The organism is Streptococcus hongkongensis (assembly GCF_053206145.1).
In genome coordinates, this window is record NZ_JBRUGD010000002.1 from 164,033 (window position 1) to 189,606 (window position 25,574).

The following is a 25,574-nucleotide window of genomic DNA, read 5'->3' on the forward strand; positions in this document are numbered from 1 at the left end:
TCCTTTATTTCTTTATCTCTAATTCATTCAATTGTTCTAGAATGCCATTTTTATCTACACCAGCTTGAATTAATGCTGCTGCTGTATAGCTTCCCTCAACAATTGGAACAGACATAATTTGAATTTCTTTTTCCGAAAAATCACAAGCCATTTCTAAATTCATTCTGGCAGAACCCAAGTCAAAGAAGGCCAATAACTCATTAGCAGTATTAGCTTCAATAATTTCTTGGACTTGTTCAAAGCTGGTACCAATCTCATCATCTTGATTGCCACCTACGTAAGTAATAGCAACATCTTTAGCAACCTGATCAATTAAATCTACAATGCCTTGAGCAAGATTTTTAGAATGAGAAACAATAATAATTCCTAATTCAGACATTAAACAACCTCCGCTTCTAGCATTGCTTTAAAAAGAAGGGATGACGAACAAGAACCCGGATCGATATGTCCAATTGATCTGTCACCAACATAGGAAGCACGACCTTTTGTTGCCTTGATATCCTTTGTAGCTTCTAAAACTTGATCAATGACCTCTGCACTTAACTGACCATCTTTTAATGCGTCAATTACTGGAGACCACATATCAACCATTGTTTTTTCGCCAACTTCTGCTTTTCCTCTTTTTTGAATCATGGCCAAGCCTTCAGATAAAATTTGTTCCACAGATAGATTTTGGTCAGCTTTTGCCATTCCCATAAAGGCAGAGCCATATAGGGGACCAGAGGCCCCTCCAACTTTACTCAAGAGTTGCATTGCTACCATTTTGAATACATCTTGACTAGTAGCAAACTCTTTGGTATCAAGTTCTGCCATAACAGCAGCCATACCACGAGCCATATTGCCACCATGATCACCATCACCAATTGGCGTATCTAATTGACTAAGGTAATCCTTATTTTCACTGATTTTTGTATTAAAGATGCTTATCCAATTTTTTACTTTTAAAACGTCCATGAGTACTCCTTACCAAGCAGCTGTTTCAACAGTTGCAGCTAATGCCTCAGCCCAAGAGGTGTCTTCTAATTTAATCAATGTCAATGACAAACCAGCCATATCAATTGCTGTCATATAATTGCCAATTTTCTTAAAGTCAATAGATAGACCTTTTTCTGCTAAAATCCTTGCAACATCATTAGCAAATACATATTGCTCCATCAACGGTGTAGCTCCTAAACCATTGATCAATAAGCCAAATGATCGACCTTCTTCAAGGTTAAAATCTGCACTTAATTTATCAAGTAACTCTTTAGCAAGAATATTTGATGCTTGCAATTTTTCTTTTTTATAGCCAGGTTCACCGTGAATCCCAACACCATATTCAAATTCATCATCTTCAAGGACAAATCCAGGTTGACCGACTTCTGGTACCGTTGCACCTGAAAGAGCTAGACCAATTGTTTTAATATTAGGAACAAGTCTATCAGCCAGTTCTTTAACTTCTTCGAGTGATTTGCCATTTTCAGCGGCATGACCTAGAATTTTATGAACAAGAATTGTTCCTGCCACACCTCGACGGCCTTGTGTGTATAAACTATCTTCCACAGCAATATCATCATCAACAATGACACTTGACACATTAACGCCTTCCATTTCAGCCATTTCTTGCGCCATTTCAAAATTCATAATGTCGCCTGAATAGTTTTTAATGACCATAAAGACACCAGCACCTTCATCTGCAGCTTTGATTGCTTCTAATATTTGGTCTGGAGTTGGTGATGTAAAGACTGCGCCACAAATGGCCGCTGATAACATCCCTTTTCCAACAAAGCCAGCATGTGAAGGCTCATGGCCTGAACCACCACCTGAAATAATAGCGACTTTTCCAGTTTTTTTAGCTTTACGAACAATGACATCAAAGCCATCCAAACGTGTCACTAGGTCCTCATGCATATAAGTTAACCCATTAAGCATATCATCTACAATGTGACTTGCATCATTCATGATTTTTTTCATGTTAAATCCTCCGATATTTTGTTTACGCTTTCATTTTATCTGTTCTTAACTTTTTTTAAAAGGGACAATTAAATAAATTTGTCCATATTCTTTTGATTTAGCATTTGATAAGCTATAATTATAGAAGCAGATAAACATAGAAGAGGATTTAAAATGGCAACATCCCTGATTACTAAAAAGAGAATCGCCAAGGCCTTAAAAAAAGAACTTGAAAAGAAGCCTTTTGATAAAATATCAGTCGTTGATATCATGGACAAAGCTGGCATTCGCAGGCAAACATTTTATAATCATTTTATTGATAAATATGAGCTTTTAGATTGGATTTTTGAGACTGAATTACAAGAGCATATCACAAATAACCTTAACTATATTTCAGGTTTTCAATTACTCGATGAACTCTTATTCTACTTTGAACATAATAAACCCTTCTACTCTCAACTGTTTTTGATCAAAGATCAAAATGACTTCTATACCTATTTTGGAAATTATTGTTTGATTTTGATGGAAAAAATTATTACCGAAATAGAACAAAAAGAGCAAATCGTAAGCGATCCAAACTACCGAGAATTCTTAAAATTCTATCATGGCAGGGCCTTAGCAAACTTAATTAAGACCTATGTCACTACTAACGATTTTTATCCACAAACTAAATATATCAAACAAATTATTATCAGTAATTTAAAAGAGAACTAGGAGGACCTATGGTCACAATACTTAATCATAAAGAAGAAATGATTTCCCAGTATATGAGTGGTGTCCTAGCGTCACATCCTCATTTGGCTAAATTAAAAGATCTACCAGTCATTTATAACAGGCATCAAGACCCATCCATTATTCCAATTCTATCTGGGGGTGGCTCTGGCCATGAGCCCGCTCATACCGGATTTATAGGCGACGGCATGTTGTCTGCAGCTATCTATGGTGAACTATTTACGCCACCAACCTCACAAGATATCTTAGAAGCTCTGCGATTCTTAGATAAGGGAAAGGGTGTCTTTGTTATCATCAAAAATTTTGAAGCAGATATCCGTGAATTTCACTCCGCCATTCAGATAGCCCGCTCTGAGGGCATTATGGTCAAATATATTGTTTCTCATGATGATATTTCGGTTGAACCTAAGAAGAACTTCCGGATGCGCCATCGTGGTTTGGCAGGTACCATTATTTTACATAAAATCCTAGGACAAGCTGCTTTTGAGGGTGCGAGCTTAGATGAAATCGAGAGTTTAGCCTTTGATTTAGCTACCGAAATTGCAACAATCGGTTTTGCTACCAAATCTGCACGAATGCCAAATGCTGTTCTACCATTATTTGATTTAATTGACAATCACATTTCTTATGGCATCGGAATCCATGGTGAGGAGGGCTACCGAACCGTTGAATTTTCATCATCTGAACAATTAGCCGTTGAAATTGTCAATAAGCTACAAATCAAGTTCCACTGGCAAGAAAATGAACAGTTTATCTTGATGGTCAATAATCTTGGTACTGCAACTGATTTAGAACAAGGCATTTTCTTAAATGATATCTTGCAACTCCTAGATTTAGAAGGTCTTCAATTACCTTTTATCAAAAATGGCAAATACATAACTAGCCTTGATATGACCGGTATTTCAGTGACGCTTTGCCGTTTGAAAAATCCAAAGTGGCTAGACTATTTACAAGCCCCAAGTAATGCTTATGCTTGGTAACTTACAGAATTAACTTTTATAAAAAAACACATCTAAACTCATACATAGAAGGCTTTCTATAAAGAGTAAATAGACTGTGTTTTTTTTATTTTAAAAGGTTGATTAAAAGCGATAGATTCAATCGATTAATAAAAGAATCTGATTAATTTTCTTTCTTAAGTTGTTGATAGAGCTTGTTCATATTTAATTCTAAATTGTCCAAATAGCTCTTTTCATTCTGAGGAACTGCCTCAAGGGGACTTAGGGTCTTCACTTTAGCGCCAGTTGCCTTTGCTATTGTTTGGGCTGTTTTAGGACTAACATTGTCTTCAGCAAAAATAGTTTTCACCTTGTACTCTTTAACAAAACGATGAATCTCTGAGAGTTGACGTGGTGATGGTTCCTGTTCATTGGAAATTCCCGAAATACCAAGTTGTTTCAAACCAAAACGATGGGCTAGATAAGAAAATGCCGTATGCTGTGTCACAAAGGTTTTTTGACGACAAGTTGCAAATTTTTTCTGATAAGTTTCTTCTAAGGCATTAGCTTTCTTGACAAACTTTGCTGCATTTTTCTCATAATAGTCCTTGTTCTTAGGATCTAATTCACTTAGTTTTTTAGCAATAGCCTGCGCTTCTTGACCAACTAAGCGAGGATCTGTCCAAGTATGAGGATCATATAAGGTTGCTGGGTCTATCCCCTTTGAAACAGGGACATCCTCTAGACCTTGAACCCGCCTGAGAGAAATTGATTTTGAAGCCTCAAAAACAGCCACTTTTGATTTTTTCAAGTTAGGATGTAAATCTCTAGCCCATGACTCAAGAGTATGAGAATGATAAATAAACAAATCTGCATCATAAATAGCTGATACGTCATTAACAGAGGGTTCAAAGGAATGAATACCATTTGTTGACCTAATCATTTTTATTTGATTAAGGTCGCCAGAAACTTCCTTGGTCATGGCATACATAGGATAAAAACTGGTCACGACTGAAAGCCCTTTGTCTTTTTGACTACTTCTATGCGTCACCCCACAGGCAGCTAAGGACACTACTGTTATCAGTAATAAAGTAAGCTTTATTATTTTTTTAAACATATTTTCTCCTTTTGATTAACTGGTTAAGTTTATCATATTTTCGATGAGCCGTCAATATGTTTTTAATAAATTTGCCATTACAGAATCAATAATATCTCATTATTTAGATGGCGAATATATAAAAGAAAGCTCATAAAGCGAGTCAGGTTTTTCTTATGAACCTGCGCTTTCGTAAGCATCAATGCCTAAGTACCATATTTTTAAAGACAGCACGAAAAATAACAGTGAGACTAAAACCAATCCACCAATATTAAAGAATAGACCTTGACCATTTAAAAAGTAGGCGGCTGGATAATAGGCTGTAAAAGCAAATGGAATGATAAAACTAATCACCCAACGCAAAATTGGATGGTAAATGGACATGGGATACTTGGCAAAATCATTAAACATATAAAAAATATAGGTTACTGCTCCAGATTGTTTGGTCCAAAAAGCAATACTTGCTGTTGCAATTTTTAAAGACGTATAGATCAAGGTGGCAAAGGGAATTGTGATCAGAAAGAGAAAAACGTTTAGAGCTGTCCATTCCACACTCGAATAAGTAGATCCCAGAAGCAAAATAGCCACTAATAACTCTCCTAGGGCATCTACTTGAAATGTTTCAACCAGTACATGAAAAAGGGGATTTAGGGGACGCGTTAAATACTTATCAAAATCACCACGTCTAACCAAGCGTTGCCCAATAGCCCAAAGATTATCAAAAAAGAGATGGTCAATTCCTTTAGGAATTAGAGAAAAACCATAAATAAAAGCAATCTGTTCAAAAGTCCATCCTTCTAAACTAGGAATATGTTGAAAAAGAACTTTCAAAAAGAGAAGATTTAAGCCTTGTGTTAAAAAAACACCTAACACTCCTACAAAAAAATCAACCTTATATTCCATAATTTGTTTAAGGTATTGTTTAATAAAAATAGCGTGCATTCTCATTAATTTTGCCATCTTATCCTCCTTGAATAGTTAAATGAGACTGAACTTTTTTCCAAATAAATTGAGATAAAGCAAACATCACCACAAGCCAAAAAACTTGTAAGCCCAAAGATTCTAGAATTTGAGTCCTATCAAACTTTCCAATCACAATCATTACAGGAAGGTAGATAAGAGATGAAAAAGGTAGAAATCCTAAGATGGTGGCAATCAATTTTGGAAAAAAGACCAAAGGAATCAAGCTACCTGACATAAATGAGACTAGAGTATTTTTCAAGAGATTAGATCCCCATAGATTTTTAAAGACAAAAGCCGAAAAGCCGAAGCAAATATTAAAATAAAAATTAATCAAAAAAGCCAAGAGCAGACTAACTAAATAGGCAAAAACAGACGCTAATGCTATCAAAATTGGAACGCCAGAAAGTATTTTAAAGCTGAACAAAATGATTAAAAAAGGTAAACCAAGAGATAAGAAAATCAATAGTTTGCTACCAATTTCCACAAATAAGTAGGATGCTGCAAAATGAACAGGTCGAAGCAAACGCATAATAATGGCACCTTCTCTGACTTCCTCACCAATCATAAAAGAACTGTCTGATTTGGTAAGCAAAGTAGTCGTAAAGCTCATAATAATGTAAAGGGTCATGTCTGACAAAGAGAAGTCTTCTATCAATGCCTGGTGAGAGGAATCAAAGACAGCTTTCCAGAGGTAAAATGCCACAAAAGCTCCAATTAAATCACCCACACGGTATAAAATAAAATTGACCCGATAAGCCATCAACTCTTGAACACCTGCATTTAAAAAGGGTTTATAACGTCTCCAAAAAGTGATCATTTAAAGCTCCTTTCTGTAAAAGCGACGAATAATATCTTCTATCTCCACATCAACTGTTTTGAGATCTCTAACCAAAAAATCACTCATCGTTGCTTGAATCAAATCAGCCGTTTGGTAGAGACTACTATCATATTGCAATTCTAACAAGTTCCCTTGTCGAAGAAGTCTAATGCCTTCAAAATTCTCAAAACGAGATACTTTACTCTCTTGATGAGGCGCCAAGTCAAATCGCAATTGCTTGATTTTCCCAAAATCAGTTTTCAATTGCCCGACTGTCCCGTCAAAAATACCTTCTCCTTTATCAATCATCACAATACGGTGACAGAGCTGTTCAATATCACCCAGATCGTGAGTGGTTAATAAAATAGTTGTTTCTTCTTCTTGATTGATTTGTTTGATAGCTTTACGAATATTATCTTTGACAGAGACATCTAAACCAATGGTAGGCTCATCTAAGAAGAGCACCTTTGGATTATGAAGTAAAGATGCTGCAATATCGGCCCGCATGCGCTGACCTAATGAAAGGGTTCTAACAGGATCTTTGATAAAGTCATTTAATTCTAAGACTTCATTCAAAAAGGCCATACGCTTACGAAAGGCATGTTCTGGCACATCATAGATTTCTTTTAAAACCGTATACGTTTCTTGCAAAGCTAAATCCCACCATAATTGAGTGCGCTGCCCAAAAACCACTCCGATATCTTTAACATAATCTTGTCTGTTTTCTTGCGGAATTTTTCCATTAATGCAACAAAAGCCAGAAGTAGGCTTCAAGATCCCCGTTAACATTTTAATGGTTGTTGATTTACCTGCCCCGTTTGCCCCAATGAAACCCAATATTTGACCCTTAGGCACATCAAAGGTCAAATCCTTAACTGCATCGAAGCTTTCGGTTTGAGGCTTGACAAAGGAACGTAAAGCCCCTTTTAGTCCTGGTTCTTTAACAGTTTTGATAAATTGCTTATGCAAATGAGAAACTTCAATCATTGCCATGTCTTCTCCTCTTGCTTTCTCTTTTATTTTACGTATTATATGCTATTATTAGGCAATTATAACACGCTAACAAGAAGGAGGCAACCGCTTGCTCAAACTCTTTTAAGGTAGATCTCTAAAAAAACTTAGCTTCTAAAAAGAGACTAAGTTTTTCCTATTTTAAACAAATTTAATTAGCATTTGGAAGAAACTTGCGAGCACTATCAGCAAAAATAGTTTCGACAAATGTCTCAATAGTTTCTGAATAAGTTGCTCCAATGAACCTTAACAGCTTTATCTCCTATCTCCACATCAACTGTAATGAGACCTTATCATATAATGCGAGGGAGAATCAAGTTGATTCTCTCTTTCGTTATGTCCAGTATAATGAAATTTGGATTTTAACGTGTTTGAAATGTCAAAACCCAAAAACTTGGTAGTTAATGTACCGCTGTATCCGGAGAATTCAATCAGGATTCTATTTTAGAGGTGTTTTCGCTTTAACTGCTCTTGAGTTATTCATGTCTCTTTTTCTACAAATATATTTTACAACTCTTTTGGCTCTCCTAATAAAAAGCCAAAGTTTTTTGAACTCTAGTGTTCTTTCCTTATACGCTATATGTACCTTATTATCACGCTTCAATTAGTAGTGCCACATTTTTTGCCCATCCTTCTTCTCCTTACTCCCTCACAACAATCAATCTTACGAGTCGCTATTTTAGGCATCACAAGCAGAGAGCAATAGAAGACTTCCACACTTCAGATGGACGACATGCCGATCATACCAAAAAAGATTGAATCCTGTTCAATACAGAATTCAATCCTTACAGTAATCTATTATTATCATTACTTCACACTAAAAATGGTAATTATTTTTAGAAATAAGTCTAGCAGTTATATTTTCTAATTTAGTTTTTGTAAACTTTTAATATCATAGCTGACTTTTACACCCGATTGATCATAGTAGCTCACAACTCCATCTGCTTCTGAGAGCGTTAACTGATCAGGTGATAGCCCAAGTCGCTTAGCTAACTCTTGTAAATTTTTTTGAAAGCCGTTGTGTTCTTGACCAGCAACTGGACTAATCGTTGTACTAGTCCCCGCAGAATTTGTCGATGATTCTGACTCCTTAGAAGTTGATGTTTCACCTGCTGTATTTTCAGTAGGAGCTGTTATTATTTTAGGACTGATTTCTTCAACAGGGGCTTGACTCTTTTCCTTTTGTTCTTTTTCAGCTAAAAGCTTATCTACCGCTGCAAGTTCTTTTGCAGATAATTCACTCCTTGAAATAGAGCGCAATGAACTACCGTCTGCTCTTGGTATTGAGTAAGAAGTTCCCCAATTAAAAGTTCCCTCATCAAGTACGTCTTGTGGACTGAATATATAGCCATCTGGCTTCGCATATTGTCCATTGTTAAGTGCGGCTTTCACTTCTTCTGCCGAGTGAATAATTTGCCAGTTCATAAGTGAAGCACGTTTTTCAACTGGTGTCACATTAGGAATTTTTGAAGGAACTTGATTATGCCCAGCACTTGACCACACAGCAGGACGATCCTTAGGATGTAGCATGACGTACTTAACAGTCGCAATCTGCTCCTTAGTAAGTTGGTCATAAGCAACCATATGGATATGATCAATATGAGGAATCACAAAGCTTGTACCTGTATCATAAGTCGCATTTCCTGCATGCATCGGTAGACTCGTTATATCTACTAATAATTCTGGCTTAATCCCATCTGTATCAACAACATCATAGAGATAATTTTCTTTATCTTTCAACATTAGGTTTTCTTCAGCAAAGGCAATCTGTGTCAAATCTAATTGTTCCCGATCATAATAGAACTCCTTACCATCTTTCAACATCATATAACCAATTTGGGACCCTTTTTTAACTTTGCGTGATACTAGCTTGGCATCAAAAATCAAAGAGTTGGGCTTATCTTTTGTCAATGCAGATGCTATCTGATCTACCTTACCTTTTTCTTTCAACCAAGCTTCTACCTGATTAAGCTCATCTTGTTCTAATTCACCAAAGCCAACGTAATGGAAATGTTCGCCATGTTTGGCAGTCACTCCTCCAGAATCTACATCACTAATGGAATTCTTCGAGAAGACATAGTTATCAGTCGTATCATAAGGCTTGCCATCAAGTCCTTTGCCATAAGCTGTGATTGAGTGCCCCAAAAATTGATGCTCTACTGATTGATCTTTATCAGGAGTTTTTTCTTTCGGTTGATTTGGCTGATTTGGACTGGTATGAGTTTGGCCAGCAAGATACATATCCGCTAAAGTTATTTCTAAAGGAGATAGCTGATTGCGAGGAATGATATGGTAGTGGTCACCATGAGGTAAGACATAACCAAATTCCGTTGCTTTTGTCACTTTGGTTGGTTCAAAAACTAACCCATCTCCTTCCACATGACGATGTCGCATATCCATACTATGTAATTTTGCTAATAACTCTGAAAACGACTTACCAACAAATTCTGGACGTGGTAGACTTGGAATAAAATCTCCCCCTGGAGAAGGCGTTAGTGGATTATTAGAATGTGATACGTGACCTGAGGAGTCTTTACCTGTCCAATGATTGCCTGGAGATTTGTGAATTTGATTAAAAACAGCTGTCGCTGTATCTTTTCCTTGCTTACTATTCCAATAAGATTGAGCTGCAGCTAATTCACTAGGTGATAAATCCTTTTTAGGAATATAATGAAAATGACTACCATGAGGAACTAAAAAGGCATCTCCCATATCTCCAATAACATCTGTCGGGCTAAAAATGTATCCATCATCAGTCGTATAGCGACCTTGACTTTTAGCTGTTTGAACAGCTTTAGCCTCTGATTTACTGAGATGAGAACTCTTGTTTATACCTCGTTGTTTAGCTTCCTTAGCTCCTTTTTCTGCTTGCTTTGCAATTTGTGCCTTAGTACGAACATTTTCACGTTTGCTACCCGGTTTCAAATAAAGATAATACTTTCCATTTACCTTTATTATACAGCCATCTTTGACTTCATTAACACAGTCTGATTCTTTGAAACGATACTGAGGATCTGTCATTAAAAGTTCTTCACTAATCAGAGCATCAAAAGGAACCTTACCATTGTAGAAATGAAAGTGATCCCCATGGGAGGTCACATAGCCTTGGTCTGTAATTTTAATAACAATTTGTTCTGCTGAGATACCTTCTTCAGAATTAATCTGGTCTATTGTTTTGTTGCCTTGTTTAGCCCCTTTTTCATTTGACTTATCCGACTTAACATATGAAACTTTGGTACCATCAGTCTTTCCTAGACTAGTTTGTTTAGTAAAGTGGTAGACTCCAAAACTAGTAGCTAGCAAAACAGTCGCTGCTGAATAGATAATCCTTTGTTTTTTATTCATTTAAATTCTCCTTACACTTAGCTTCTATTAAGAACTTCTTTCTCATTTTTTCAATGGTTTCACATAAAGGTTTTCTAAATTCCACCTGTTCCTGATCAGGATTCAACAATAAAAACTAGCTATCATATGACACATTTTAGTTATATTAAAATAGCTGATTGCACTCTTCACAACAATATTTTGCCACTTACTTTGTTGGTTAATGCTTAACCGGTTTATGTTTAACTGGTTAAGCTTATCATGGTTTTTCATTTTTGTCAACTCTTTTAGAATTAAAAATTTTTACGTATCAATCGAAAGTGATAATAGCCCCGTTAGGACAAACAGAAAAATATCTTGTTTGATAAAAAATTGAAAGAATGGTACGCGTTCCCCTCAAAAAAACTGGAAAAAATGTTACAAAGAACTTCTTTATTCGACAATTATAAGAGAACTTGTCAGTACTACTAATATCATGACAACAATTGAACAAACCCGTTTTGAATTTCTAAGAATTTTGAGACTGTTTTACCGTTCTAGATGCACGAACTTTGTTGGAATTATATTATTTATCTCCAAAAACGTCTGCTAAACAGCACAGGTAATTCTAGCTTTTTTCTGCCCTGTGCTATCTAAAAAAATGGTTTTATACAATAAAATCAAACGATTCGTTATTTAATTGTTTTGAGAGCTTTCTGCATTGTTAATTCCGATATCAGTCAACACTAAGATTACCACTTCAACAAACTGAATTTCTTGCAGGATATGGTGGTACTATAAAATCCATCTAACACTTATATTTGACTTTAAAGACTAGTAATCAAAATAAAACCATATGACATCGACCACTTAAAGGCATCAATATCATATGGTTTTGAGAGACTGATTAGGAAACAATAGTCGTCGGCCTAGACTTGCGTGCAATATCAGCTAAAATAGTTTCAACAAATTCCTCGATACTTTCTGTATGAGTTGCTTTGCTACCATAACGACGGACGTTAACAGCTTTATCTTCCATTTCTTTATCACCAACGATTAATTGATAAGGAATTTTGCTAGTTTGTGATGCACGAATTTTGTACTGCATTTTTTCATTTCGATCATCCACATCTGCACGAACGCCACGGTCACGAAGTGTCTTAGCCACCTCCCAAGCGTAATCAATATGAGCCTCATTAGAAATTGGAATGACAGTTACTTGATGAGGTGCTAGCCAAGTAGGGAAAGCCCCTTTGTAAGTTTCAATTAGAATTGCAGTAAAGCGTTCCATTGTTGAAATAACACCACGGTGAATCATTACTGGTCGGTGTTCTTCCCCATCAGCACCAATATACTTAAGGTCAAAACGTTCTGGCAGTAAGAAGTCTAACTGAATAGTTGACAATGTTTCTTCATTCCCAAGGGCTGTCTTAACTTGGATATCAAGTTTAGGACCGTAGAAGGCTGCTTCTCCTTCTGCTTCAAAGTAGTCAACACCCATTTCATCAAGAGCAGCTTTTAACATACCTTGAGCATTTTCCCACATTTCATCATTATCATAATATTTTTCTGTATCCTTAGGATCACGGTATGACAAACGGAAACGATAATCTGTTAGATTAAAGTCCTCATAAACATCGATGATTAATTGAAGTGCACGTTGGAATTCTTCCTGGATTTGCTCTGGTGTGACGAATAGGTGCCCGTCATTAAGAGTCATCTCACGTACCCGTTGAAGTCCTGATAGTGCACCTGATTTCTCGTAGCGGTGCATCATCCCAAGCTCAGCGATTCGAATAGGTAACTCACGGTAAGAATGGACATGGTTTTTATAAACCTGAATATGGTGAGGACAGTTCATTGGACGGAGAACAAATTCCTCGCCATCACCCATATCCATTGTCGGAAACATGTCTTCTTGGTAGTGTTCCCAATGACCTGATGTTTTGTAGAGCTCAACAGAAGCCAACGGTGGTGTATAAACATGTTGGTATCCTGATGCTAATTCTTTATCAGTGATGTAACGTTCAAGTGTGCGACGAATTGTCGCCCCATTAGGTAACCAAAAAGGTAGACCTTGTCCTACTTCTTGGCTAATCATGAATAAATCATGTTCTTTACCAAGTTTTCTGTGGTCACGCTCTTTTGCTTCTTCAAGGCGAGTCAAGTAGGCTTTTAGATCTTTTTTATCAAACCAGGCAGTCCCGTAAACACGTTGCATCATGGTATTATCACTATTACCACGCCAGTATGCACCAGCCACATTGAGAAGATGGAAAACTTGAATGCGTCCTGTTGATGGCACATGAGGGCCACGACATAAGTCAACAAATTCCCCTTGACGGTAAATTGTAAGTCCTGCTGCATCATCAGCGTGTTCACTGATTAATTCAACCTTGTAAGGATCGTCTTTGAAGATTTCTAGTGCTTCTTCTTTGGATACTTCTTCACGGATACATGGGAAGTTTTCTTTAACAATTTTTTTCATCTCTTCTTCAATGCGAGGAAGGTCTTCGTTTGAAATCTGACCAGCTTGGTTATCTGTATCATAGTAGAATCCCTCAGCAATGGCTGGACCAACACCAAGATGGATTTCTGGGAAAAGACGTTTTGCAGCTTGTGCAAATAAATGTGCTGCCGAATGACGAAGAACGCCAAAAGCATCTTCATGATCAGGGGTAACGATTTCAATTGCTCCATCTTCTTCAATTGGACGAGTTGTGTCAATCAATTGCCCGTTAAATTTTCCTGCTAAAGCTTTTTTAGCTAATGAATTTGAAATTGACTGTGCAATCTCAAAACTTGTCACACCAGATTCAAATTCGCGTACTGTGCCATCTGGAAATGTTATTTTAATCATTGTTTTCTCCTTTATCATTTGTATTGTGACTGTTAGCGATAGTGATGACCATTCCGACATTAAAAACAGAAAAACCGCATCCTAAAAAGGACGCGGTTGCGTGGTTCCACCTTCATTTATTCAAGACAAAAAAGCATGCCTTGAACCTCTGATTGGTGATAAGGGAACCACCCTTTTATGTTTGCATAAAAACTTAGGAAGTAGTATTAAACTAGACATTTTTGTGCTCTTTTCACCAACCAGCACTCGCTTAATGATCATCTAACCTAACATGTCTTCCAAATTATTATAACAATATTTTAGAATTATTCAAGGTCTAAGTCTGATTTTCTTTAATAAGATGCCCTAATTTAAAAAGTCCTTGATAGCATTAACGAGTTTTAATGGTGCCTTGACAACTTTTGCAGAGGTCGAAACGGTCACTTTGGCTGCCTGTTTAGGTAAATAAGTTGCGTCTTGAACTAATTTCAAAGGCTCCCTTTTCTTACTATTCATATAAAGAGATAATTTTTTACTTCCTTTTGAAGACTTACCAATAATGGTATCTAAATAAAAGGTATAAATCGATTGACCAAAATGTTCTGACGAAATGTCATAACGTTTTTCTGACAGTAAGTCACTATCCATGTCAGGAGTCTCTAGAACCGCATCAAGGATAGCATCAGCTAGCTCATCTTCATGATAAAATAAGGTTCCAAACATACGGTCAGAAATAAGATCATCTAGGTAAGGATTTCCATGAGCAATGATCGGTTTCCCACTAGCTAAACTTTCAATATAAGTTAACCCTTGCGTTTCACTAGTCGATGCACTGACAAAGAAATCACAAGCTTTATAGTAATGAGCAACTTTATCATGCGGAACCATACCAGTAAAAATGACATGATCTGTCAAATCAAGATCCTCAGCTAATGTTTGAAGATCAGCTAGATAAGGACCATTTCCGACAATCACTAATTTGACTTTCTTATTTTCAGATAAAACATTTGGAAATTGTTTGATAATGGCTTGAATATTTTTTTCATATGAAATACGTGATAGACTTAATAAAAACACGTCATCCGTCGCAATTCCTAAATCATTTTTCAACTGATCGACATCTTCTTGATTAATATCATCACGAATATATTTTTCTAAAGGAATTCCCGTTGGAATAACACGTTTGGGAATTTTCACATCATAACCATCTAATAAATTGAGTACTATTGGGCTTGGACAGACCACACCATCCAAGTCCTTTAAATAGCCTTTTAGAATCGGCTTAATCATACTTGGACGAATTAGTTTTCCATTTGCGATATAACCAACATAGTCCTCATACTGGGTATGATAGGTATGGACAACAGGAATTCTTAAGGCTTTGCCAACCATTTTTCCTAGTAAGCCTAAACTGAATTCTGTTTGAGTATGGATAATGTCTAAATCATACTGCTTTGCAATTTTATAAGAGGAAATTAAACCACGGTAGACAACACGTCTATCCGTAAAGGACACAAAAGGAACGCTAGGTAGCCGAATGATTGTCGGATCTTCAAAGCGTTTAACATTTTTATCTGTTGTTGTGAAGACATAAACCTCATGTCCTTGTTTTTCCAGTTCTTCCTTTAAGGTTCGGATACTGGTTGCTACACCTGATACTTGGGGGAAATAGGTGTCTGTAAATAGACCTACACGCATCTTATAACTCCATTACTTTTTGATAAGCCTCCACTAATTGGACGGCAATTTTTTCTATACTTCGACTTTGGGCAACTTGGTAGCCAGCCTGTGTCTTATCATTTTTGCCAGAAAATATCTTTTTCAAACCTTCAACAAAGCCATCAACATCACTGGCAAGTTCGACACAGTTGTGATCAATCCATCCCTGATAAACAGGAATATCACGAACCAGAATATTTTGTTCACTAGCTAAAGCTTCAAGCACAACAATTCCTTCTGTTTCTTCTCGGCTCGGGAAGAAAAAAGCATCCGCCGCTGTCATAGCTCCTTCATAAACATCCCCTTTAATATAACCAGGAAAAAGAAGATTCTTAGGATGATTATGCTCAACTAACTGACGAACCTCTGCAGGAATAATCCATTTATTTGTTTCCCCAAACCAAATAAAACGGACATCTGGCATTTGCTCCGCCACTTTAACAAAATCATCAATCCCTTTGCGAAGAAAATAAAGCCCTGCTCCGATTACTACTTTTTGACCTTCTTCAATCTTAAAGTACTCACGAAAAGACGCTTCCTTAAGAGGATCTGCTCCATAACGCTCTAGATCAATGCCATTTGAAATTGGAAAAATAGGCTGTGTAATCCCGTAACTTTCAAGTAAGGACTTTGAATAAATCGTTGGCGTGATAATAGCATCAGCCCTTTTATAAAACAAACATAAATATTGTTTGAATATAGGTGCCATCAGGTTTGAGAAAATAAAAGAATTTCTAAAGTCCTCTTGTGTTGAATGACCATGCATTATGACTTTTTTACCTAATTTTTTGGCCTTATTCAGTAATAACCAACTTTTAATGCCATAAGTATTAATATGCACTAAATCATAGTCATCATTCGGATTAGTAGTATAGTCTTGGTCGACTAAAGATAGGGCACGAGCTTGGTGCTTTATCGCACGCCCAATACCCGATTTGCTTAAATAGTTTTCTGCTTCTAAATATAGTAAGACTCTCATATCCTCTATTATAGCTTATTTTAGCTAATTTGACACTAATAAGAAAAAAATCAGCCAAAAGGCTGACTTTCATTATTGAATTTTATCTTTTGGAATCCAGGCTGAGACTGAACCAGCTTGAACTTGAAAATCAGCCCAGCCATCTTCAGCAATAGTAATTTCTTCAAGACAATTACCCATATAGTCAATAAAGGTTTGACCAGCATAGAGTTGGCCAACTTCCATATGTTTCCAACCTTTATCACCATTACTTACAACCACTGCTAAAGCAGATTGATGCTCCTCGTCACCAAGTCGTGTCCATCCAATACAATTAGCATGATCAAAATAGTCTACTTCTTGACCATAAGCAAAATATTTTCTAAGATGTGCTAGTCGATCAATATCGTTTTTGAAAGATGGTTGAAAAACGCCATCTCCTTCTATACCATAGTAATCACCATAGAAAAGACAGGGTAAACCACTTTGACGTAGCATAATTAAAGCATAAGCAATTGGCTTAAACCAATCTTCAATAGCGCTTTGTAATGACTGACCTTTTTGAGTATCGTGATTGTCAACAAAGGTGATTGCTTGCATGGGATGACTTTGTACAAGAGTGCCATCAAATACTTGTCTCATATCAAAATGATTCCCTGCCTGGCAGGCTTGGAAAAAATTCATATGTAATGCAACATCAAAAAGATCAAATTTATAATCAATTACATCAAGGTAATGCTGAGTAGCTTCAAAGTCATCTTTCCAATATTCACCAAAAACATAAAAATTGGCATCAATTTCTTCCTGGATAAAGACAATAAAATCCCTCATAAAATTAGCATCAATATGTTTAACAGCATCCAATCTAAAGCCTTTAATTTGAGTTTTATCAAGAAACCATTTAACCCACTCTTTCAAGTGATCTCTAACCTCAGGGTGACTAAAATCAATATCATTAAACATCAGGTAATCAAAATTACCTTTCTCATTGTCAACTACTTCTTGATTTGCCCATCCTTTATTATCGCCGGTAATTTGATAGATGCCAATTTCGTTATGGCGTACATCATAATCTAAACCACTAAAATGATACCAATGCCATTTGAAGTTATTATACTTATCATTTCGACCTGGGAAATTAAAGCCAGTCCATCCCTCCATCTCAAATGGCTCAGAAATAGCTTCTTGGCGGTTATCTGGATTCATTTTCAAAACATAAAAAGTTTCTTTACGATCCCCATTTGCTTTATGATTTAAAACAATATCTGCAATCGGCTGAATACCAGCTTCATTTAAAGCCAAAACAAGAGCTAGATAATCATCTTTACTGCCATATTTTGTTGGAATAGTTCCATTTTGGTCAAATTCACCTAGGTCAAAAAGATCATAGACTCCATACCCTACATCATCACTTCCGGTGCCTTTAAAGGCTGGTGGCAACCAAATTTTACTAATCCCCAGTTCTTTAAATTCAGGTATTGCTGATTGTAATAATTGCCAATGGCCATGGTTGGCTGGTAAATACCATTCAAAAGCTTGTAAAATTAAATCATTTGTCATAATGGTCTCTTTTCTAAAAAAATCTACCCTTTCAGGTAGATTTACTATTTTGTTGTGCCGCGGCGTTTAATACCATGGTTCAATAGAATTTCTTTTTCTTCTAAATCCTCTTTGTTCATGATTTTTGTCAACATACGCATGCTGACAGCACCTAAGTCATAAACAGGTTGACTGATCGAAGACAAGTTTGGTCTTGTATAGTCCACAACTGGTGAGTCATTACTTGTAATAATTTCAAAGTCCTCAGGAACACTTTTCCCAGCTGCAAACAAACCATTAAGCAAGCCTGCGGCTAATTCATCTTCACCGACATAGGCTGCAGTAGCTCCAGAATTAATAACGCGCTGTGCCAATTCATAGCCTTCCTTATAAGAGTAATTAGCTTCAAAAACTAACCCCTCTTTATAGTCCAACTGATTTTTCTTAAGCCCTTCTTTATAGCCATGTAATCTTACTTTTCCATTAATATCATCAATCAATGGTCCTGAAACAAATGCAATCTTTTGATGATTTTCTGCTAAAATATCAATAACATTTGAAACAGCTGCTTTATAATCGATGTTAACACTTGGCAATTGGTGCTCAAGGTCAACTGTTCCAGCTAAAACGATTGGTGTACGAGAGCGAGAAAACTCGGCACGAATTTTTTCTGTTAAATGATGTCCCATGAAGATAATACCATCTACTTGTTTTGCAAATAAGGTATTAACAACATTTACCTCTTTATCATCATCTTCATCACTTGAGGCAAGCACAATATTGTACTTATACATTGCTGCAATATCGTCGATACCTTTTGCTAAAATTGAAAAATAACTATTGGCAATGTTCGGAATTACCACACCTACTGTAGTTGTTTTTTTACTTGCTAATCCACGAGCAACTGCATTAGGACGATAATCTAAACGGTCAATAACTTCCAATACTTTTTTGCGAGTATTTTCTTTAACGTTTTTGTTTCCGTTGACAACACGACTTACTGTTGCCATGGATACACCAGCTTCACGAGCAACGTCATAAATCGTAATTGTATCATCTGTGTTCATTATTTTTATCTTCCTTTCTATTTGAAAATTACGCTTTCAAAACTAATTCTAGCATGTTTTGTAAACACTTTCAAGTAAAAAAGAGCAGATTTTGAAAACTTTTTCAATAAATGAGAGAAAGCTTGCAATTTTGGACTATTTTTGAAAAAATAGAGAAAGAAAGAAGGTATCCCATGACTAAATTAGATAAGATTCGTCACTTTTTAAAAGAAGAAAAAGCTGAATTAGCCATCTTCTCAGATCCTGTTACAGTCAATTATCTTACTGGATTTGATTGTGACCCTCATGAAAGACAAATGTTCTTACTTGTTTTTAATGAACAAACACCATTATTATTTGTTCCCGCTTTAGAAGTTGCTCGAGCAAAATCGATTGTCTCATTTACTGTTCAAGGCTACTTAGATGCTGAAAATCCTTGGGAGAAAATTAAAGAAGCGTTACCAATTCGCAATGCTAAACACATTTATGCAGAGTTTGATCACTTGAATGTGACAAAATTCCAAGGTTTGCAAACTATTTTTACTGGTCGATTTGATAATCTCAGTCCTTTTATTCAAAGAATGCGTCTGATTAAGTCAGAGGATGAAATTCAGAAAATGTTAATTGCTGGGGATTTTGCTGATAAAGCTATCCAAATTGGTTTTGAAAACATCTCACTCAATGTAACAGAAACTGATATTATTGCTCAAATTGAATTTGAAATGAAAAAACAAGGCATTAATAAAATGAGCTTTGATACAATGGTTTTAACCGGTGATAATGCTGCTAATCCGCATGGCATTCCAGGAACAAATAACATCGAAAATAATGCCCTACTACTATTTGATTTAGGCGTTGAAACTCTAGGTTATACTAGTGATATGACGCGTACAGTTGCCGTTGGTAAACCCGATCAATTTAAAATTGATATCTATAACCTCTGTTTAGAAGCACAGTTAGCTGCCCAAGCATTTGTCAAACCCGGTGTTACAGCTGCCCAAGTTGATGCTGCTGCTCGTAGTGTTATTGAAAAAGCTGGATATGGTGAGTACTTTAACCATCGTCTTGGGCATGGCCTTGGAATGGATGTCCATGAATTCCCATCAATTATGGAAGGCAATGATATGATAATTGAGGAAGGGATGTGTTTTTCTATCGAACCTGGTATTTATATCCCTGGAAAAGTTGGCGTGCGTATTGAAGATTGTGGCTATGTCACAAAAGATGGCTTCCAACCATTTACCAAAACACCAAAAGAACTACTCTATTTTGAAGGCTAAAAAAATCAAGTCTCTTGGACTTGATTTTTTAATTTTCTTTAACGTTAAAACTATGCCAAACCTTCAGTAAATCGAGCAAGGCTAAATTCTCATCTGGAAGGCTTGCGACCACATTTTGACGACCATCATTTGGTCGATTTTTAAGAGCAACCTGTAACTCGCCTTTATATTGCCCAGCCAAATCATTACCAATTGTCACCATGCCACGTTTAATGTCCACAGTATTTTTAGGGGCAATGGTATGCGCTTTATAGGTTACCCTTGGTTGACTGGATCTAATCATATAATCAGATTTATCCCCACGATAGAGGTGTTGATTGTTTAGAAGGATTTCCTTTTCAAGGTCAGTTAATTCTTCCATAAGTTGCACTGGTAGAATTGGCAAACTTGCTTTGAAGCTTTCAGCTACTGTTCTCAAATCTTCTTCAGAGAGGAGTGATGATGAGATTAACATATCATCAATGTAACCCGTCATCTTCAATAAGGAAACTTGAGCAGCCAATGACATCTCTCTTTGGATTTCTGCTGAGACCATCCGGTCTGAAAGTGGCCAAGGGCCAATTTTGCCTTCTGGGCTATCAATAAAGGCTGCGGTTTTTAGATTATAGGCTTTGTACTGCTTGGCTGTTTCGACGAAATAATCAAAGGCTAGCCCTGTATAGGCTTGTGGGTAAAAATTATGTGACCCAATCAAGAGATCTCGGTTGGGACCAAAATCGTTAACCATATCGATGTAATGCTGACCTCTTGAGATATTTAGTTCAATTTTGATCTTAAATGGATTATGGGTTAACATGGCTTCTTCATAACCTGTGAATCCCTCATCAAGGCGAAGGGCATCAATGCCCATATCAGCAAAAATGTCTAGTTGCTTATAAGTAATATCAAGTGCTTTGAAGAGTTTTGGATTAACATCCAAAGACGTTTTAAAACCTTTCTCATTTCCATATTGGATAATTTCTTTAAAGGTTGCAAGCGTTACTTGAGCATTGTCTGCTACTTCTAACATTGAGGTAAATAAACGTGTATAGCCATAGCTATGTGCCAAATCAATATAAGCTTTCATTTCAGCCATACTTGATTTTGACGGGTAAACAGAAATTCCTAATTGTCCCATTTTAATCTCCTAAAATTGAAAAGAAAACACCTCAATTCACTAAGTGAGTTGAGGTGTTTAGTGAATTATGCAATTGCAGCTTCAACAGCATTTGCTTTTTCTTCTGCAACTAGTTTATTATCATAATACTTGATGAATGGGAACCAGATTACAAATGCGACAACAATACATACTATTGAAAGAATAGCTGCTTTAATATCGCCACCTGAACCGATAAAGGCACCAAATCCACCAGGAGTTGGCCAAGGCGTTTGAACGATTGCTTCTTTAACAATGTTCAAGTTAATCACTACGTATGCTAACACAGCTGTTACTACTGGGGCTAACATAAATGGAATTGCTAAAATAGGGTTATAAACGATTGGAAGACCGAAGATAAGAGGTTCATTGATATTAAAGATTGAAGAACCAATTGCTGCCCGACCTAACATTTTTAGTTGTTCTGATTTTGCAAGGAATGCCATAAAGATACATACACCAAGAGTAGCACCTGAACCACCAATTGTAACATAAGCATTTGTAAATTCACCAGCAAAAGCAAAGTGAGCACCGTTTACGTTTTCCGCCATGTTTGCAAGAAGGATTGGATTAACAAGTCCCATGATAATATTTGCACCATGGATACCAACTAACCATAAAGCGTGAACTAGGAAGTAGATTACAATAACACCACCAATTGAGTTGGTAATATTTTTAACGAAACCAAATGGAATGGCGATAACTTTATAGATGTCAGTTCCCATCATGATGAAAGCACCATTGATTAAGATAACTGTAATGGCAACCACGAAAGCTGGAATTAAAGCTGTAAATGAACGTGATACACCTTCTGGAACGGCTTCTGGCATTTTAACCACCCAGTTTTTCACAACACAAAGACGGTACAATTGGACGGCAAGCATTGCCATTAAGATACCTGTAAATAGACCCGAAGTTGATAAACGCGCTAAGCTATCGCCACCGACAGACCAGCCATTAATTGTTCCTTCTGCAGTAATTAATGCCATTTTCCCTTTTGTGAAAGTTAATTCAGGAATGGTCATAAAGAAAGCAAATACTGAAAGGATACCACCATTAAGTGGGTTCAAGTTTAGACCATCTTCTTCAGCATAAATCTTAGTGTATTCATAACCAATAACTAGTGCGAAGTAAAGGGTTAAAATCCCCATTGAACATTTGTAAGCCATTAAAGTTAAAGCTGATACTAAATCAAATGAAGATGCCCAAAGTGGTGCTAAAAATGAGAAGGCTTGAGGAAGAACTCCTAAAACCAAAAATGCAGAACCAACAATTGTCAGTGGGATACTTGCCATCCCAGCGGCTACAATTGCACGTACAGGACGCCAAGTAGAAACAACTCCCATCGGCCCCATGAGGTACTTCTCTAAAAATTCAAACATTAATCTTACCTCCTAATTTATTTACATTAATAATGTTTGCTAAGGTTTAGTGATGCTAAATAACGATTAATTCTGACATATTGTCTATCTTTATTGGCATCGATACGGCTAATTTTAACTAACATCCAGAAAGATAGTAATGCCCCAATAATTAATATCCCTACAATAAAGAGTCTTGTTGAAAATGTCTCGTTAAAGAAGGGAAATAAAACACGCGATTGCCCAGCTAAAGTTAGCAGGCCTAAACAACCATTTACCGCAATTATTGTTTTAAAAAAAGCCTTACTATACTTTGCTTTAGGTTGCTCTGTAGTGAACATTTGATATTGTTCCCACATCGCTACTCCAGCAAAAAGTCCTAATAGTATTGGTAAAATAATTGATGCTAATGTATGTAATAAGTATAATGACACTGCCCAGTAAAGATTGATAAAAAAGAAGAATGTCACAACATAGCGAACTAAAAAGTATCTGGTATAATACATTGTTTTTATTGCATTTTTCTGTCGAAAAGACTCTACTCTTTTCTTATCGTTCCTTGTCATCTCTCTACTCCTTTATTAGATTCACTTAATACGTTTATACAATTCCAGCATTTCAATAGCGACCTCACGAAGTGTCATCGTTGTCATCAAATGGTCTTGTGCATGAACCATTATTATTTCCATTGTAATTTCAGTTCCGCCTGCGTATTCTTGCAGTAGGTGTGTTTGAGCTTTGTGTGCTAATAATAATTCCTCATTTGCTGATTCTAGTAACTCTGATGCTCTATCAAATTCGCCCTCACGCATAGCGGCAAAGGCTTCATGAACAATCGTTCTTGAATTACCACTGTTTAGAATAATTTCAAATGCAGCCATTTGTACTTCCTCGTTTGTCATATATATCTCCTATTTCAATGTTAATAATATTTTTTTAAAGCTATCAAAATCTTTACAGCTGAGCAATTTCTCTTTGATAAGTGGCTTTTCCGTCAAATTGACAATTAATTTGGTCATTTCTGCTAATCCATCATTCTTATAAATAGATGGTGAGACAAGGAAAACAAATGTGATATGTTCAAACCCTTCTTCCCAATAAATGCCATCAGGAATAATCGCAATCCCAATTTTTGCTTTTTTGTCTAAAGACTTTAAAGGGTGCGGAACAGCTATATCCTGATCAAAGATAACAGTACTCATAGATTCTCTGCTAGCAATTAACTCTTTCATTGAGATTTGATAATTGTCAATATCTTGTTGATCTAAAGCATTAACTAACTTGTCAATTACTGTTTGCTTATCACAGTCCTTTAAAACCATAAATGCTTCGTTTGAAAAATGGTGATCAATGATGTCATTAAGTTGCAATTGATTCGTTCGAGTATCATGACCGAATCGCTTACTTTCAACTCTGATCAATTGAGTCTTTAATTGTTTAACCTCTTCGTCGTTTAAAAAAACGCTAACTGTAAATACGGGAATAGAAAAGACTAAATTAGATAAATCAATTGTTGAAATAATGACATCAATTCCCTCTAGTTTGTCATCTGTAATATCATAATAGCCAACTAGATTAACAATATTGAGTTGACGAGATAATTCATTTTCTAAGCGCATTCGTAGCATCTGAGCACTGCCATATCCAGTAGCACAAATAACCAAGGCATTTAGTTTATGACTTTGATAAAACCGTTCAATCCCTGCTAAGATATGTAAGGAAACATATGCGATCTCATCATCAGACAAGCTAAAGTCTTTGAAATATCTTAGATGACTCATTAAACTTCTTGAGACGAGAAAGGCTTCTTTGTACTGTGCTTGAATATCATCCAATAAAGGATTATCTAGGCGAACACCATTTCTCACTCTTTCTAATAAGACTTCTAAGTGTTTCAATAGTCCTTCTAGAAAAGTAAAATCTTGACTGAATTGATACCCATAATGCAAATCAATAGCATTTGCAGCTTCGACCAAATCTTGACGCATACTAATCACTTCTAGATCATCTACTTTAGCCGAATGACTGCTTTCTGAAATCAGATGAAGGGCAATATAGTTGATTTCTTCATCAGGAAATATCGTATTTGTTACCCGCTGCACGCGTTTCAAGATTTGTCTTGCAACTCCAATTTCTTTCCTGAACTTGTCATTATCAATATGTAATTCAGAAATTTCAAACCCATCTTTGACACGAGAAATAGCTAAAGCAATATGGACAATTAAGTTCTGTATTACAAAATCAGATAATTTTAAATACTGACTTCTACATTCATCTAACACAATAATAGTTAGTTCTTCAAAACTAATTGGAAGCTTAAAGAAATCATCTCCAATATATTGATGAATATTTTTTAAGAAATGACCACTATAAAAATAGTCCATAATAAAGTGGCGCTTATCATGTTCAGCGCCACTAACATAGACACCTTTATTAGCTCGACTTTCTATTGTCAATTGATAGTGCGCGAGTTCATTTCTTATTTTTTTAAAATCTGAAGATAGCGTTGACCGACTGACATATAATTGATCCATCAAATCATCAAAGAATACATCTTCCTGTTCAAAAATTAATTTATTGATGATAAAATTGTGACGGTCAGAGATATCAATATTTTCTGTCCCCACCTGTATATTATTATCAGAGATTAAATTAGCATAAGCGGATTCTTCAGTTAGGTCTAACTGATAACCATAGCCTTGCTTAGAATTTATCCTAATATGGTCCCCTTCGTTAATAAAGCTTAATAAAGATTTGATATATGTTCTAACTGTTCTGTCGGAACACTTTAGATATTCTGACAATTCTTTACTAGTAACATATCTTCCTCGATTTTGGTATAAGTAGTGTAAGATAAGTTTTTCTTTTTGACCTAACATGTCTTGTCTCCTTTAGAAAAGATATC

21 protein-coding genes are annotated in these 25,574 nt (G+C 36.1%); 3 read left to right on the forward strand and 18 right to left on the reverse strand.

The annotated features are described in order from the left end of the window. Positions 1 to 4: 4 nt before the first annotated feature. Genes dhaM through dhaK form a run of 3 tightly spaced genes read right to left on the reverse strand, consistent with a single transcriptional unit; the run spans position 5 to position 1,953 of the window. A complete protein-coding gene (dhaM, locus tag ACVRZD_RS01985) occupies positions 5 to 379 on the reverse strand; it encodes a dihydroxyacetone kinase phosphoryl donor subunit DhaM (protein WP_037625094.1) in 375 nt (124 codons plus the stop codon). After that, a complete protein-coding gene (dhaL, locus tag ACVRZD_RS01990) occupies positions 379 to 954 on the reverse strand; it encodes a dihydroxyacetone kinase subunit DhaL (RefSeq protein WP_447450214.1) in 576 nt (191 codons plus the stop codon). The genes dhaM and dhaL overlap by 1 nt, the downstream gene beginning before the upstream one ends. Positions 955 to 963: 9 nt before the next feature. Beyond that, positions 964 to 1,953, reverse strand: a complete 990-nt coding sequence (gene dhaK / locus ACVRZD_RS01995) for a dihydroxyacetone kinase subunit DhaK (protein WP_037625096.1) — start codon at positions 1,951 to 1,953, stop codon at positions 964 to 966. 153 nt (positions 1,954 to 2,106) lie between these two features. Between dhaK and dhaS the strand changes: the two genes are divergently transcribed. Together dhaS and dhaQ are read left to right on the forward strand one after the other, a co-directional pair. Further along, the gene (gene dhaS, locus ACVRZD_RS02000; protein WP_447450215.1) at positions 2,107 to 2,646 is read left to right on the forward strand and encodes a dihydroxyacetone kinase transcriptional activator DhaS; all 540 of its coding nucleotides are present in this window, start codon (positions 2,107 to 2,109) and stop codon (positions 2,644 to 2,646) included. 8 nt (positions 2,647 to 2,654) lie between these two features. Further along, positions 2,655 to 3,644, forward strand: coding sequence for a DhaKLM operon coactivator DhaQ (gene dhaQ, locus ACVRZD_RS02005; protein ID WP_037625097.1), 990 nt, complete (start codon positions 2,655 to 2,657; stop codon positions 3,642 to 3,644). 142 nt (positions 3,645 to 3,786) lie between these two features. On the opposite strand, the gene ACVRZD_RS02010 is transcribed toward dhaQ, so the two are convergent. From ACVRZD_RS02010 to ccpA, 10 genes are all read right to left on the reverse strand, one after another. After that, complete coding sequence (locus ACVRZD_RS02010) at positions 3,787 to 4,719, reverse strand: metal ABC transporter solute-binding protein, Zn/Mn family (RefSeq protein WP_037625098.1); 933 nt, start codon at positions 4,717 to 4,719, stop codon at positions 3,787 to 3,789. A gap of 153 nt (positions 4,720 to 4,872) precedes the next feature. Then, entirely contained in the window at positions 4,873 to 5,658 is a 786-nt protein-coding gene (locus ACVRZD_RS02015; protein WP_037625100.1) for an ABC transporter permease, read from the reverse strand. 1 nt (position 5,659) lies between these two features. Beyond that, positions 5,660 to 6,478, reverse strand: coding sequence for an ABC transporter permease (locus ACVRZD_RS02020; protein WP_037625102.1), 819 nt, complete (start codon positions 6,476 to 6,478; stop codon positions 5,660 to 5,662). After that, positions 6,479 to 7,471 carry an ABC transporter ATP-binding protein gene (locus ACVRZD_RS02025; protein ID WP_037625103.1) on the reverse strand — a complete coding sequence of 331 codons (993 nt, stop codon included), beginning with the start codon at positions 7,469 to 7,471 and terminating at the stop codon, positions 6,479 to 6,481. It lies immediately after the preceding gene. An 882-nt stretch (positions 7,472 to 8,353) separates the two neighbouring features. Then, positions 8,354 to 10,834 (reverse strand): pneumococcal-type histidine triad protein, encoded by a 2,481-nt coding sequence (locus ACVRZD_RS02030; RefSeq protein WP_447450216.1) that lies wholly within the window; start codon positions 10,832 to 10,834, stop codon positions 8,354 to 8,356. An 865-nt stretch (positions 10,835 to 11,699) separates the two neighbouring features. Further along, positions 11,700 to 13,652, reverse strand: a complete 1,953-nt coding sequence (gene thrS, locus ACVRZD_RS02035) for a threonine--tRNA ligase (protein ID WP_447450217.1) — start codon at positions 13,650 to 13,652, stop codon at positions 11,700 to 11,702. Between the two features lie 345 nt (positions 13,653 to 13,997). Beyond that, positions 13,998 to 15,329, reverse strand: coding sequence for a glycosyltransferase family 4 protein (locus tag ACVRZD_RS02040; RefSeq protein WP_037625105.1), 1,332 nt, complete (start codon positions 15,327 to 15,329; stop codon positions 13,998 to 14,000). Between the two features lies 1 nt (position 15,330). Beyond that, positions 15,331 to 16,329 (reverse strand): LTA glycolipid anchor biosynthesis glycosyltransferase, IagA/BgsA family, encoded by a 999-nt coding sequence (locus ACVRZD_RS02045; protein WP_447450218.1) that lies wholly within the window; start codon positions 16,327 to 16,329, stop codon positions 15,331 to 15,333. A 72-nt stretch (positions 16,330 to 16,401) separates the two neighbouring features. After that, complete coding sequence (locus tag ACVRZD_RS02050) at positions 16,402 to 17,868, reverse strand: alpha-amylase (protein ID WP_037625107.1); 1,467 nt, start codon at positions 17,866 to 17,868, stop codon at positions 16,402 to 16,404. Between the two features lie 44 nt (positions 17,869 to 17,912). Next, positions 17,913 to 18,914: a catabolite control protein A gene (gene ccpA / locus ACVRZD_RS02055; RefSeq protein ID WP_037625109.1), complete on the reverse strand. Its 1,002-nt coding sequence runs from the start codon at positions 18,912 to 18,914 to the stop codon at positions 17,913 to 17,915. 173 nt (positions 18,915 to 19,087) lie between these two features. On the opposite strand from ccpA, the gene ACVRZD_RS02060 reads away from it, so the two are divergent. Then, complete coding sequence (locus tag ACVRZD_RS02060; RefSeq protein ID WP_037625183.1) at positions 19,088 to 20,173, forward strand: M24 family metallopeptidase; 1,086 nt, start codon at positions 19,088 to 19,090, stop codon at positions 20,171 to 20,173. Between the two features lie 28 nt (positions 20,174 to 20,201). On the opposite strand, the gene ACVRZD_RS02065 is transcribed toward ACVRZD_RS02060, so the two are convergent. From ACVRZD_RS02065 to ACVRZD_RS02085, 5 genes are all read right to left on the reverse strand, one after another. After that, positions 20,202 to 21,290, reverse strand: a complete 1,089-nt coding sequence (locus ACVRZD_RS02065; protein WP_037625111.1) for a DUF871 domain-containing protein — start codon at positions 21,288 to 21,290, stop codon at positions 20,202 to 20,204. 65 nt (positions 21,291 to 21,355) lie between these two features. Beyond that, a complete protein-coding gene (celB, locus tag ACVRZD_RS02070) occupies positions 21,356 to 22,690 on the reverse strand; it encodes a PTS cellobiose transporter subunit IIC (RefSeq protein ID WP_037625112.1) in 1,335 nt (444 codons plus the stop codon). A 26-nt stretch (positions 22,691 to 22,716) separates the two neighbouring features. Next, positions 22,717 to 23,235, reverse strand: coding sequence for a hypothetical protein (locus tag ACVRZD_RS02075; protein WP_037625114.1), 519 nt, complete (start codon positions 23,233 to 23,235; stop codon positions 22,717 to 22,719). A gap of 21 nt (positions 23,236 to 23,256) precedes the next feature. Further along, positions 23,257 to 23,571: a PTS cellobiose transporter subunit IIA gene (locus tag ACVRZD_RS02080; protein ID WP_037625115.1), complete on the reverse strand. Its 315-nt coding sequence runs from the start codon at positions 23,569 to 23,571 to the stop codon at positions 23,257 to 23,259. Between the two features lie 9 nt (positions 23,572 to 23,580). Then, positions 23,581 to 25,548, reverse strand: coding sequence for a BglG family transcription antiterminator (locus ACVRZD_RS02085; protein ID WP_037625117.1), 1,968 nt, complete (start codon positions 25,546 to 25,548; stop codon positions 23,581 to 23,583). Positions 25,549 to 25,574: the final 26 nt, after the last annotated feature.

Bases quoted from the DNA above. Each gene is read 5' to 3' on its own strand.
- dhaQ (WP_037625097.1), top strand. From the start codon at position 2,655: ATGGTCACAATACTTAATCATAAAGAAGAAATGATTTCCCAGTATATG.
- ACVRZD_RS02085 (WP_037625117.1), bottom strand. From the start codon at position 25,548: ATGTTAGGTCAAAAAGAAAAACTTATCTTACACTACTTATACCAAAAT.
- ACVRZD_RS02065 (WP_037625111.1), bottom strand. From the start codon at position 21,290: ATGGGACAATTAGGAATTTCTGTTTACCCGTCAAAATCAAGTATGGCT.
- dhaK (WP_037625096.1), bottom strand. From the start codon at position 1,953: ATGAAAAAAATCATGAATGATGCAAGTCACATTGTAGATGATATGCTT.
- ACVRZD_RS02075 (WP_037625114.1), bottom strand. From the start codon at position 23,235: ATGACAAGGAACGATAAGAAAAGAGTAGAGTCTTTTCGACAGAAAAAT.
- ACVRZD_RS02020 (WP_037625102.1), bottom strand. From the start codon at position 6,478: ATGATCACTTTTTGGAGACGTTATAAACCCTTTTTAAATGCAGGTGTT.
- ACVRZD_RS02050 (WP_037625107.1), bottom strand. From the start codon at position 17,868: ATGACAAATGATTTAATTTTACAAGCTTTTGAATGGTATTTACCAGCC.
- ACVRZD_RS02060 (WP_037625183.1), top strand. From the start codon at position 19,088: ATGACTAAATTAGATAAGATTCGTCACTTTTTAAAAGAAGAAAAAGCT.
- thrS (WP_447450217.1), bottom strand. From the start codon at position 13,652: ATGATTAAAATAACATTTCCAGATGGCACAGTACGCGAATTTGAATCT.
- ACVRZD_RS02045 (WP_447450218.1), bottom strand. From the start codon at position 16,329: ATGAGAGTCTTACTATATTTAGAAGCAGAAAACTATTTAAGCAAATCG.
- ACVRZD_RS02040 (WP_037625105.1), bottom strand. From the start codon at position 15,329: ATGCGTGTAGGTCTATTTACAGACACCTATTTCCCCCAAGTATCAGGT.
- ACVRZD_RS02015 (WP_037625100.1), bottom strand. From the start codon at position 5,658: ATGGCAAAATTAATGAGAATGCACGCTATTTTTATTAAACAATACCTT.
- celB (WP_037625112.1), bottom strand. From the start codon at position 22,690: ATGTTTGAATTTTTAGAGAAGTACCTCATGGGGCCGATGGGAGTTGTT.
- dhaL (WP_447450214.1), bottom strand. From the start codon at position 954: ATGGACGTTTTAAAAGTAAAAAATTGGATAAGCATCTTTAATACAAAA.
- ccpA (WP_037625109.1), bottom strand. From the start codon at position 18,914: ATGAACACAGATGATACAATTACGATTTATGACGTTGCTCGTGAAGCT.
- ACVRZD_RS02025 (WP_037625103.1), bottom strand. From the start codon at position 7,471: ATGGCAATGATTGAAGTTTCTCATTTGCATAAGCAATTTATCAAAACT.
- ACVRZD_RS02030 (WP_447450216.1), bottom strand. From the start codon at position 10,834: ATGAATAAAAAACAAAGGATTATCTATTCAGCAGCGACTGTTTTGCTA.
- dhaS (WP_447450215.1), top strand. From the start codon at position 2,107: ATGGCAACATCCCTGATTACTAAAAAGAGAATCGCCAAGGCCTTAAAA.
- ACVRZD_RS02010 (WP_037625098.1), bottom strand. From the start codon at position 4,719: ATGTTTAAAAAAATAATAAAGCTTACTTTATTACTGATAACAGTAGTG.
- ACVRZD_RS02080 (WP_037625115.1), bottom strand. From the start codon at position 23,571: ATGACAAACGAGGAAGTACAAATGGCTGCATTTGAAATTATTCTAAAC.
- dhaM (WP_037625094.1), bottom strand. From the start codon at position 379: ATGTCTGAATTAGGAATTATTATTGTTTCTCATTCTAAAAATCTTGCT.